We start from the raw sequence: 12,410 nt of genomic DNA, 5'->3' as shown, positions 1-12,410 counted from the left end.
GAAAATAACAGACTCGAAGTTGTAAAGCAGGAAGAAGCGGAAGGCCAAAGGGGCATACTGTTAGGTAATGTGCATTTGTAGTCGTACGATGCCGTTTGTCATAATGACGAAATGTAGAAAACAGTCACCTCATGCGAAATGGTTGTGAAAAAGTTTTCTATCATCGTTGCCCCCACAGGCCTTTTCTCCGGCTTTAGAAATCCCGATTCGTTTTCCGGCAGTGATTGCCGGGCGTGTCCGGAAGTAGGAAAAAGAGCTAAAGACATCAGAAGAAACGAAAGAACATGAAAGACCGTATAAACAGATGATAACTGAATGGGATAACAGAAATGATGATGAGGGCGAAAGGCAAAAACCGTTGTGTGCTGCCTTTCGTCCCTATTTTTTTCCTTTTGTAAAAATGGCATGAGCCGATGTTTGGCAGGGACGGCCCGGAGTATAATTGTTAAACTATTTATTCATTTTCGGTCTCTCATATTGCGATATTCGCGACGAACGCCCCGTTTGTCGCAAATGCGCGATTTTTGGCGATGCTTTTAAAGTGTTGACTATCAGTGGTTTGAATTTTATTGACGCGTAATTGGGCCCGAAAACTGGTTTGAAAAGGCCCAACCGGGCTTGCAAAAGGGTCACAGTTGCACGCCAACTGTGGCTTTTCCGGCTCTCAAATGTGGCTCTTTTGCAAGCTTGAAGAGTCCGGATGAGAAGAGCAGGGGGCTTTTCCGGTGGATTGAAGCCGGCTTGCCGTTCTGGTTGGAGAATTTTTGCGGAGGTGTTTTTGTTGATATTATTTGCCGCTGTCCCATCTCTTGCGAGGGCACATCCTCCTTAACTTCCGTTTACATATATTTGTTTTTCTTGTCAAATATAGACGGTTCCGAAAAATATCGTACCTTTGCAGGCGTTTTGCGATAGTGCAAAGCGCGATTTTTAAACAACTTTATGTACAAAACAATTTTCAACAAGCGCAGTAGCTTCAAGTTCAAACACTTCTCGAACAAGGGCTACGCTCTCTTCTCATGCTTGGGCAGGGAGGTGATCATCGGTACGTTGAGCATTGCCACGCTGACCTATGCCAAGGCCGAAGGCGTGAGCGTCGACGTGGACAAGGTGACCGCCGACTCCGCCATCAGCTACAGGGAGACACTCGACGAGGTCAGCGTGACCGGGACGAGGGCGCCGCTGACACGCAGTCAGCAAGCGAGAATGGTAACTGTACTGAGCCGGGAAGACATTCAGGCGGCATCGGTGCAAAGTGTAAACGATTTGTTGAAGTATGCCGTGGGCGTCGATGTGCGCCAGCGAGGGCCGATAGGCGCGCAGACCGACGTAAGCGTACGCGGAGGCAACCATGAACAAATCACCGTGCTGCTCAACGGCATCAACCTTTGTGATCCGCAGACAGGCCACAACGCTTTCGATTATCCTGTAGACATCAGCGACATCGAACGCATCGAAGTTCTGGAAGGGCCTGCCGCGCGTGTATATGGAACTTCATCTCTCCTCGGAGCTATCAACATTGTCACCAAAACACCACAGCGCACGGGCTTGAATGCCCATGTCGAGGGCGGCAGCTTCGGCTATCTTTCGGTCGGGGCAGGCAGCAGCTATGTCTGCGGCCCGTGGAGCAGCAGGCTCTCGGGCAGCTATACCCGCAGCGACGGCTACACGCGCAACAAGGCCGGCCGGCTGAACACCGACTACAGCGGCGGCAAGGCCTTCTATGAAGGCCGCTACGCCGACGAGGCCGTCGCCCTGCGCTGGCATGCCGGGCTCTCGGTGAAAGACTTCGGGTCGAGCACATTCTACGGTCCCAAGTGGGACGACCAGTTCGAACACACCTTCAAGACCTACACGGCCTTGCAGGCAGAGACCCGGAAAGGGGCCGTCCACTTCCGCCCCGCCATCTACTGGAACCACAACTACGACCGCTTCGAACTCTTCCGCGACCGGCCCGACAAGTATCCCTTCAACTATCACCGCACCGATGTCTTCGGCGTGAACCTCAACGCCTACTTCGACTGGGCTCTCGGGCGCACAGCCTTCGGGGCCGAACTGCGCAACGAAGACCTCGTGAGCACCAATCTCGGCGAAACGCTCCCCACACCGCGGCACATCAGCGGCACCGACCTGTATTACAAGAAGGGTGTCAACCGCACCAATGTGCAGTTTGTCGCCGAGCACAACATTCTGCTCCGGCGCTTCACCCTCTCGGCCGGCATCGTGGCCGTGAAGAACAGTTGGGCGGCGATGAACATGCGCGTCTATCCCGGCATCGATGCGAGCTATCTTCTCGGAGGCGGTTGGAAGGTCTATGCCTCCTACAACTCGTCGCTCCGTATGCCTTCGGTCACGGAGTTGTATTACAGCAAGGGCGGTCACAAGGCCGACCCCAACCTCAAGCCCGAAGAACTTTCGGCCGTGGAAGGCGGATTGAAATACAACGCCGGGCGGGGCATCAGCGGCAGTGCGAGCGTGTTTCACAACCACCACAAGAATCTCATCGACTGGATCAGTGACGGCACCACCGATGCCGACGGCAGTCTGCTGTGGAAGTCGGTCAACTTCGGAGCCATCAACGCCACGGGCTTCGAGGCCGCTCTCCGTCTTGATTTCGACAGACTGTTGCCGGCCCAGCGGGTGCTGAAGAGTCTCGGCATGAGCTATTGCTACATCAACCAGAGCGAGGAGGAACATGCCGGCATCCGCAGTCTCTACGCGCTGGAATACCTCAAAAACAAGTTTGTGGCCGATGCGCGCTTCCATTTGTGGAGCCATTTAGACCTCGCTGCCAACTATCGTTTTCAGCATCGCATGGGCAGTTACACCGACCTTTCCGGAGCTGTCCACCGCTACGGATCCTACGGCGTGCTTGATGCCAAGCTCACTTGGACGCAAGCTGCATGGACAGCCTACGTGGAGGGCAACAACCTGTTCCACCGCAACTATGTAGATGTGGGCAATGTGCCACAGCCCGGTACGTGGATTGTGGCAGGACTCGCTGTGAAGTTGTGAGGGAATAATTAGGAGTTAAAGGGAGATGTTTTAGGAGTTAAAGGGAGTTAAGGAGTTAAAGGGAGTTAAGACAACAGCCTTATTCCTTGAGTCTGTTGATGGATAAGAGGAAGCAGCCTCCTGATTTCCCTTTGACTCCTCCTTTCTCCTTTTCACTGTTGTCTTAACTCCCTTTGACTCCTTAACTCCCTTTAACTCCTAAAACATCTCCCTTTAACTCCTAAAACATCTCCCTTTAACTCCTAATTATTCCCATTAATAAATCAGTTTCCTGCACAGATTACATCCTTTTTTCCTATCTTTGCATTTTTAATCAGCGAATACAACACAATGATAATCAACAGAAAACTGACCGCCGGCATCTTGATGCTGGCATTGAGTGCAAGCACGGCCGGGGCTGTCGGCTATCTTCCACAAGACAACGACACCACACGGCAGGAGCAAAAAGACCACCCGCACGGCCCCAAAGACAAAAAAGGCAGCCTGAAAGACGAGAAGAAAAAGAAATTGCCGGCCTACGAAGAGCTCATCAAGAAGGGCGGTTCGGTGCAGAAAGGTCTGTTCACCGTGCGCCACATCGAGGACAAATGGTATTTTGAAGTGCCCGATACGTTGCTCGACCGTATGATGCTGGCCGTGACGCGCTTCAATTCCGTGCCCCAAGACTTCGGTAAGTTTGCCGGCGAAGAGGTCAACGAGGAAGCACTCTACTGGGAACTGCGCGATGAGAAAACCCTGCTGCTGCGTGCATACGTGCTCACACAGACAGCCTCCGACAAAGACCGGATAGCCCAAACACTGAAAGCTTCGACCACCGACCCCATTGTGGCCGCATTCAAGGTGATAGGCCGCAATAAGAAGAAAGATGCCCGGCTCATCGAAGTGACACCCCTCTTCATCAAAGACAACAATGTGACGAGCATTGGTTCCTCGCAACAGAAAAACCTCAAACTTGGCGGACTGCAGGCCGACCGCACCTTCATCGACACGATGAAGGTCTATCCTCTCAATATCGAGATAGCCACTACCCGCACCTACGCCACCTCCACATCTAAGACCCGTGCGTCGATGACGGGGCAGGTGACGCTGGGGCTGAACACCTCCATCGTGCTTCTGCCCAAGGAGCCCATGCGAAAACGCCTTTGGGACGAGCGCATAGGCTACTTCACCAACCGCTTTACGCTCTTCAGCGACGACCAGCATAAGACCGACCGCGAGCAGTTTGTCTCCCGCTACCGTCTTGTGCCTAAAGACCTCAAGAGGTATCGGCGCGGTGAACTTGTGGAGCCGGTGAAGCCCATCGTCTACTACATCGACCCTGCCACACCGCGAAAATGGGTGAAATACCTCATGGCCGGCATCAACGACTGGAACGTGGCTTTCGAGGCTGCGGGGTTCAAAAATGCCATCATTGCCAAGGAGTGGCCCGACGACCCCGACATGAGTGTGGACGACGCGCGCTACTGTGTGCTGCGCTATCTGCCATCCGAGACCGAAAATGCCTACGGCCCGCGTGTCGTGGATCCGCGTAGCGGTGAAATCATCGAGAGCCACATCTGCTGGTATCATAATGTGATGAACCTGCTCACCAAGTGGTATATGACCCAGTGCGGGCCTCTCGACAAGCGCGCCCGCACCATGAAGTTCGATGACGAACTCATGGGACAGCTCATCCGCTTCGTCTCTTCCCACGAGGTGGGACACACGCTCGGCTTGCGCCACAACATGGGGGCCAGCCACGCCACGCCCGTGGAGAAGTTGCGTGACAAGGCTTGGGTGGAAGCCCACGGCCACACGGCCTCTATCATGGACTATGCCCGGTTCAACTATGTGGCCCAGCCCGAAGATGGTATCGGCGAACGGGGCCTTTTCCCCCGCATCGGCGACTACGACAAGTGGGCCATCAAGTGGGGCTACCAATACCGTCCGGAGTTCAAGGACGAGTTTGAGGAGAAGGAGCAGCTCATGACCGAAACCACCAAGGTGCTTGCCGCCAATCCCCGCCTGTGGTTTGGAGGCGAGGGCAGGAATGAAGACCCGCGCGCCCAGACTGAAGACTTGGGAGACGACAATGTGAAGGCAAGCGACTATGGCATCAAAAACCTGAAGCGTGTGGTGGCCGGTCTGCCCAAGTGGACACGCCAGACCAACGACCGCCACGATGACCTTCAGGAGATGTGGAAGAGTGCAAAAGGCCAGTTCAACCGCTACAACAACCACGTGATGAAGAATATTGGTGGCCGCTACCTCAACAACATGCCCGGGCGCAAGCCCTACGAGGTGGCACCGGCCTCTCGTCAGCGTGAGGCCGTGGCCTATTTCGGTCGTCAGCTGTTCGACGCTCCACTCTGGCTCTACCCGCAAAACATCGTTGACATCACGGGCACCGATGTGGCCGGGGACATCTCTTCCCAGCAGACGAGAGTGCTGAAAGTGATGATGACACCGGCCATGCTGGGCACTATCTATGACGACTCGTTCTCGTCGCAACAGGCTTACCGGTTGCCCGACTACCTCGCTGATGTGTTCGCCACCGTTTGGCGGCCTCTCACGGGAGCCTCGCCCGTCAAAGACAAGACCCGCCGCACACTCGAACGTGCCTATCTTGAAAACATCAATAGTCTGCTCAATCCCACCGAGAAAGACAAGGCCGGCATCAACGCCCGGGCCAACAATTCCGACGTACAACTCTATGTGGAGCAACACCTCGACCGTGTGGAACGCTTCTGCAAGGCGCAGGCTGCCACAGCTTCCGGCATCGACAAGTTGCACTATGCCGACCTGCTGCGCCAAATCAAACTCATCAAGGAAGAGAGAGTGACGGTGAAAGGGGGCAAGTAATCTACGCCCAGCCTCCTAAGCCCCCTAAGTTAGGGGGTTGGGGGGCTGAACAAGTGGCAGGTGATAGGTGTCAGATGGTGGGTGTTAATGAAAACTTAGTGCTGTTTTGAAGGTGAAAGAGTGAAAAGTGAAAGGTGGGGGCAGGACTTTATGCCTGTCCGAAGCGTGTATTTTAAATTCTAAGGTAAAAAGAAGAGGGTGTGTCAAAACAAACATACCCTCTTCTTTTTTTACAGAAACAATCAGTCTTTGTCGACAGATGTTAATTCTTTGGGAAATGGGATGAAAGAACTAAGGAGCACGAACCACCAAAAAATGGCCGGCTTAAATAGGTCTAATGAATAATCAACCAGCAGTCCGGCTATCGATATGAGTGCGAAGTCCACTCTCGCATCCGGGTAATTCCAAATATGTACAAAGGTCTTTTTTCTATCTTTACTGTGGCTTAACATGGTAACGATTATAGCTACGTACAGCAAGAAAGCAACTATGCTAGAGATGGCACAGGTGTAATATAACTCGTCTTTACTTTCTGCAACGGGCATAACAGCCCCTAATAATAAGATTAGTTTCGGAAGAAAAGCGACCGATTTGTCAGAGAGATTTTTCTTGTTAATCATTTTGTTTGATTTGAAAAAGTTATATTCCAATATACCACTGATGCGATAAAAAACGCATCAGTGGTATTGCAAAAGTAATAAAAAAACAATCAATGCTGCTGTTTTTTCCTTTTTTTATATTTTTCTTTTGTTAGCTATTCAGGTCGATAATGGAGTGATTTGAACTTATTTTAAAGATTTCTTATCTGAAAAAACAAAAAAATCACTAAATGTTGGTATTGTTTTAATCGGGAAAACTTCATATCTTTGCGCTCTAATAGGTTAAGTGTTGTCGCAACTTGTTTTTTAGACGGCTTCCGATTCAGGTAACATTTATACGAAAGAAATCAGAATACAACAAGCATGGAAAAAGTCATCAGACTCATAGTCCTTACGTTGTTCTTGGTGCTTGCTGATGCCATCACGGCTCCGGCACAGACGAAGGCAGGCAAGTATGCCGTGAGGCTCACTGTCACGGAGAAAGGAACGCACGAACCGGTGGTTATGGCCACGTGCAGTCTTGACCCGTTGGGTGCAGTCACCGTGACCGATGCCGATGGCAAGGCCTCGGTTGGCAATGTGCCGGCCGGTGTTTACCGGCTCAAGGTGAGCTATGTGGGCTACGAGGAGTATGTCTCCAACGTGAAGGTGGGGAGCGATCTCGCCCTCGCCGTGCAACTCACACCCACTTCACTGGCTTTGCAGGAAGTAGTGGTGACGGCCCGGCAGAACGCTTCGGGCACATCGACCAGTTCAAAGATAGGCCGGCAGGCCATCGACCACTTGCAGGCTGCAAGCTTGGCCGACATCATGCAGCTCATCCCCGGACAGGTGATACAGAACACCGACCTCACCGCACAACGGAACCTGCAACTGCGCTCGCTCACCAACAATGTGACGAGTGCATTCGGTTCGAGCATCGTGGTGGATGGTGTGCCCATGTCCAACAACGGCGTGCTCTCGGCAGGCCAGTTCTCGCCAACTGCCTTTACGGGCACCGACCTGCGGCAGATAGGGGCCGACGACATTGACAACGTGGAGGTGGTGCGCGGCATTCCGTCGGCTGAATACGGCGACTTGACGAGCGGACTCGTGGTGGTACACTCCAAGGCCGGTATCACCCCGTGGCAGGTGAAAGGGAAAATCAATCCCGAATTGCAGAACTATTCGCTCGGCAAGGGATTCAGACTGCCCCGGGCGGGGGTGTTCAACTTCAACTTCGACTATGCTAAGGCATGGGGCGACCCACGCCAGAAGACTCGCAGCTATGGCCGCTACAACATGAGTCTGGGGTGGGGATATGATTTTACCCGACACTGGCACGCCGAGACCAAACTGCGTATGCTCTATGCCCGCGACTGGAGCGGCAACGACCCCGACGCTGTGGACGACGGAAGCTACTGGAAGAACAAGAACCTCAGTTTCAGTCTGACACACAACGGGCGGGTGAGTGTGGGCAAGCCGCTCATGCGGACACTCTCCTACACGCTCGGCCTGACACTCTCGCAGGCCGACAGCCACAACTCTTCCTACGTGTCGGTGAGCAGTGGACTGTTGCCCATCATCACCGCCCTCAAGACGGGCTACTACTCCGTGAACTGGGCCACCCAATCTTATCTGGCCACAGGCATCACCGAGAGTCGGCCGGGTCACTTCTTCGCCAAGGCGACCGATGCCTTCTTCCTCAAGGCTGGCAATACGCGTCAGCAGTTCAAGGTGGGTATGGACTACCAGTATACTTGGAACAGCGGCCGTGGATTCTACAATGCCGACGACACCCGTCCCTACCGGGCCAACAACAACGGTCGTCCGCGCGCTTTCTCCGACGTGCCGGGCATCCACCAGTTTGCAGCCTACGCGGAGGATAATTTCACCTGGCATCTCAACGAAGTCAATGTGCTGCGCAGCCAGTTGGGTATGCGTTTCACCACCCTTCAGCCTTTCGGCGACTTGGCCACCTACGCCCTCAGTCCGCGACTGAACCTCTCCTTCGCCGTCACCAAGTGGCTCGACCTTCGCGGCGGCATCGGTCTGAACAGCAAGACACCGGGACTGGACTACCTCTATCCCGACAAGAAATATGACGATCGGGTGGCCGCCAACTACATGCCGCAGGACAATCCTGCCGGCCGGTTGCTCGTCTACCACACGCAGGTGTATGAAGTGGAGAAGAACAAAGACCTCCGCAACGCCACCACCACGAAGGTGGAACTGGGCATCGATGTCAAACTGCCCGGCAACCGCCGGCTCAGCATCCTCGCCTACCGCGACCGCACGCCCAATGGATTCGGTGCCGACACGGAGTATTTCACCTATCAGAGCAATGTCTACACCACCGCATCGGGCCTCATTGCCACCCCCGGTGGAGCGACAGTCATTGACTATGACAACCCGGCCCGCAGCGACCTTGTGTTTATGACTACCGGAAAAATAGGCAACACCAACACAACGGTGAACCGAGGCGTAGAGTTTGACTTCGACCTTGGGGAAATCAGGCCCCTCCGCACGTCGGTTTATTTCAGCGGTGCCTATTCCGAAACCAAGACATGGAACACCCTCTACAAGTCGAAGAGTGTGCCATCTGCCTATCTGCCTGCCGACTATTCGGCCAACAACGTGACGCCTTTCAAGTTGGTTTACAACAACTACGACTACGACAAATACCGCCGTTTTGTCAACACCTTGCGCTTGGTGACCAATATTCCGAGTCTGCGCATGGTGGCATCTTTCACGGGGCAGGTGATTTGGCAGGACTATCGGTTCAATTATATCGCCAATGTGCCCCCCGTCGGTTTCATTGATACCAACATAAACTATAAGTCCATCACCGACAATATGCTCAACGGTTATCTCGATCTCAACGGCAACTACTATGCCCAAAAGCCGACGGGCATACACAGCATCCCCATCAAGGAACTGGCCATCAAAGCCAGTGATGCCGTTCCGGAAAGGCAGAAGCCCACATGGAACCTTTCCGGACGACTCACCAAAGAGTTGGGCAAGGTGGGCGGTTTGTCGCTCTATGTGAACAACATGCTCTTCTATGAACCTTATCTGCGTGCCAACAACAATACCACAACGCTCACCCAGCGCAACACAGGTAACTTCAGCTACGGCGTGGAACTTTACTTCAACTTGTAAAACCCCATTTCAGAACAAATGACAATGAATCAGACGATAAGCCTTTTGGCTGCCTTCCTGTTCGCCTCGGTGCTGACGGTGGGCTGCGTGGACTATGACGATGCGACACGGGCCGTGTCGGTCGATGTGCAGCTTGTGGCCCCCGAGGAGTTCACGGCTGCCAATGCCGGTCTTGAAGGCCGCACGGTGGTCATCACCAAGCAAGACGGCACGCGCCTCGCAGCCACCACCGATGCCTCCGGACAGGCTCATTTTGCAGGCATCGTGCCCGATGTCTATGCCGTCTCCACGTCGTGGGATCTGACCGCGGGAGAATATGCCGGACTCACGGGTGACAACGTGGTGAACGAGGGAGCAGTGGTGTCGGGCAACATCAATTCGCAGTTGCTGGCTGAAGACCGGGTTACTGCACCCCTGCAACTCGCTACCCAGCTGTCCATCAACCGCTCCATCGTGATAGGCAAGGTGTACTATGCCGGTACGAAAGACAACAACAAGAAGAACTATCTGGCCGGCCGCTACATCGAACTCTACAACCAGAGCGACCACAGCGTGGATGTTGCCGGGCTCTATGTCGGACTGGTGGAGACCAATTCCAGTCCGGCATACACGCTTGCCCAGCTCAAGAGCGAGTATGCCGACTCGGTGGTGATGCTCAAACAGGTGTTCCGCATACCGGTCGACAAGCCGGTTGAGGTGGTTCCCGGCGGTACGGTGGTCATCACCAACAGTGCCATCGATCACACCGTCAACGCCTCTACCGACCCCAATCTGCTCACGGCCGACTTCGAGGCCAAGGACGAGCGGGGACGCACAGTCAATAATCCGACTGTGAGGGCACTCGAACTGAAATACACCACCTATGCAGCCATCACCAATATGAATCTCAGTCAGGGTGGTCCGGGGGCCGTGGTGATTTTCCGCACCGATGCCGATGTGACTTCGTGGCCGCTGGCCTACGACTACGGCAAAACCAAAGGCAACCAGTGGCTGGTGGCTCCGAAACGCTACATGCTTGATGCCGTGGAGATATTGAAGTATAAGGCCACCGGCACCGACATAGCCACCAAGCGCTTCTATGACGATCTCGACGCAGGATATATCACCATCCGGTCGGCAGGCGGCTACACGGGAGAGGTGGTCTATCGCAAGACCTCCTCTCGAAAGGGCAAGGACGGCCACCGTATCTTGCTTGATACCAACAACAGCAGCAACGACTTCCAAGTATCAACAACCATAGGAATACGCGAATATGATGAGTAGAAAGAAGACGATAATGACATATCTGGCATTCGCCTTGTTGTTGCTTGCCACGCCGGCCGGTGCTCAGAATGCATCCGGAGGAGAGGGAGAATACCGCTATGACGATGCCACGCAGTTGTGGCGTAACACCGCCAACATGGCCGGACTCACCATCGACTCTACCCGCAACCGCGGTTACGCCGCCTTCGACTACCGTCACGGGGCGGGCAATCTGCACCGGATGCAGGAAGGTGTGGAGGCAAACGGATTCGCTTTCAGCACGGAGCGTTACCAGCAGTTGGGCACGTGGCTCTACGGTTATGGGCGTTTCAGCTTCGGCATGGGGCGCACCAAAGACCGTGCATGGAGCGACGTGATGCGCACATACAACAGCAATCCTTACTTCTCCGGCAGCAGCATCGCTGGCAGATACGACCGGCAGGACATCGACCTCACGGCAGCCGTTGGCACGAAGGCTTTCGGCCACTGGCGCGGAGGTCTGAAACTGGACTATCGGGTGGGCGACCTGAGCAGGCTGCGCGACCCCCGTTCGCGCTCAGAGCTGCTCGACTACAGGCTCACTCCGTCGGTAGCCTTCACCATGGGCCGCCACACCGTGGGACTGGCCGGCCACTACCGCCGCTACAAGGAGAAGATACCCAACATCACCACCGTGCAGACCGATGCCACGGTGAAATATTACCTGATGAGCGGCATGGAACATGCCGACGGTACGGCAGGCGGTGCAGGCGGCTTTCAGCGTGAATGGGTGAACCACAACTTAGGTGCCGAACTCTCTTACGGCTATCGGACAGGTGGCGTGGAGAGCCTCACGGGACTTACGATAGAGCGGGGGAGTGAGGGTGTCTACGGGCAGTATAAGTATCAGCCCGGACACTATTATCAATACCGTTATGGATTCCGGACGCAGAACAGCATCATCACTGACAGGCTCATCCACCGTATCGACCTCGCAGCTACCTACGAGCAGAGTTATGCCGACGAGTATCGCCAACAACTGAAAATCACTTCCGATTCGGCAACGGGAATCAACTCCTATCAGTATATCAGCCTGATGACTTTCAAGAAACGTTTTCAGGTGAATCTTTTCAACCTCGATTTCGTTTATCGTCTGAACTTTCACGAGGCCCGTACCGTCACCGGCTACGTGGGGGTAAAGGCTAATATGAAGACTGTTCGCAATAAGTATCTGCTCAATACATCGGAGATGAAATACAGTTTTGTCGACTATGCCCTTGAAGGTGGAAAAGCTTTGATGGGCGGTCGGTTGTGGATTGATGTCTCGGCCGGCTTGCACAACAGTTTGAAACACGACCTGATTTTAGCCGACGAGAGTGGAGACTACGCGCAGCAGGTGCTGTTGCCCGATCGGAGATACTATGCCGCCAACTACTTTAAGGGCCATGCGCAGGTGATGTATCAATTTCCCCTCACCGTCAAGAAAGTGCGGAGTCTTTGGTATGTCAAGGCATACGGTGACTATGCCCATGCCAACAACCATCTCCATGCCTCCACGGTGGGCATTGCTGTGGGGCTCTTCAATTAGCTGAT

General features: G+C 54.1%; 6 protein-coding genes. 5 read left to right on the top strand and 1 reads right to left on the bottom strand.

What is annotated here, in order from left to right:
• The first annotated feature begins 942 nt into the window (after nucleotides 1-942).
• Nucleotides 943-3,015: a TonB-dependent receptor gene (locus HMPREF6485_RS02535; RefSeq protein WP_004344443.1), complete on the top strand. Its 2,073-nt coding sequence runs from the start codon at nucleotides 943-945 to the stop codon at nucleotides 3,013-3,015.
• Between the two features lie 330 nt (nucleotides 3,016-3,345).
• On the top strand, nucleotides 3,346-5,856 hold the full coding sequence (locus HMPREF6485_RS02530; RefSeq protein ID WP_004344442.1) for a zinc-dependent metalloprotease: 2,511 nt from the start codon (nucleotides 3,346-3,348) through the stop codon (nucleotides 5,854-5,856).
• Between the two features lie 242 nt (nucleotides 5,857-6,098).
• Here HMPREF6485_RS02530 and HMPREF6485_RS02525 read toward each other — a convergent pair whose 3' ends face one another.
• Nucleotides 6,099-6,476, bottom strand: a complete 378-nt coding sequence (locus tag HMPREF6485_RS02525) for a hypothetical protein (protein WP_004344441.1) — start codon at nucleotides 6,474-6,476, stop codon at nucleotides 6,099-6,101.
• A 342-nt stretch (nucleotides 6,477-6,818) separates the two neighbouring features.
• On the opposite strand from HMPREF6485_RS02525, the gene HMPREF6485_RS02520 reads away from it, so the two are divergent.
• Genes HMPREF6485_RS02520 through HMPREF6485_RS02510 form a run of 3 tightly spaced genes read left to right on the top strand, consistent with a single transcriptional unit; the run spans nucleotide 6,819 to nucleotide 12,405 of the window.
• Nucleotides 6,819-9,596, top strand: coding sequence for a TonB-dependent receptor (locus tag HMPREF6485_RS02520; RefSeq protein ID WP_004344440.1), 2,778 nt, complete (start codon nucleotides 6,819-6,821; stop codon nucleotides 9,594-9,596).
• A gap of 24 nt (nucleotides 9,597-9,620) precedes the next feature.
• The gene (locus HMPREF6485_RS02515; RefSeq protein ID WP_044126219.1) at nucleotides 9,621-10,859 is read left to right on the top strand and encodes a DUF4876 domain-containing protein; all 1,239 of its coding nucleotides are present in this window, start codon (nucleotides 9,621-9,623) and stop codon (nucleotides 10,857-10,859) included.
• Nucleotides 10,849-12,405, top strand: coding sequence for a DUF6850 family outer membrane beta-barrel protein (locus tag HMPREF6485_RS02510; RefSeq protein ID WP_004344438.1), 1,557 nt, complete (start codon nucleotides 10,849-10,851; stop codon nucleotides 12,403-12,405). The genes HMPREF6485_RS02515 and HMPREF6485_RS02510 overlap by 11 nt, the downstream gene beginning before the upstream one ends.
• The last annotated feature ends 5 nt before the right edge of the window (nucleotides 12,406-12,410 follow it).

It is taken from the genome of Segatella buccae ATCC 33574 (genome assembly GCF_000184945.1).
GTDB lineage: Bacteria > Bacteroidota > Bacteroidia > Bacteroidales > Bacteroidaceae > Prevotella > Prevotella buccae.
This window is presented reverse-complemented; position numbering and strand designations above follow the sequence as displayed.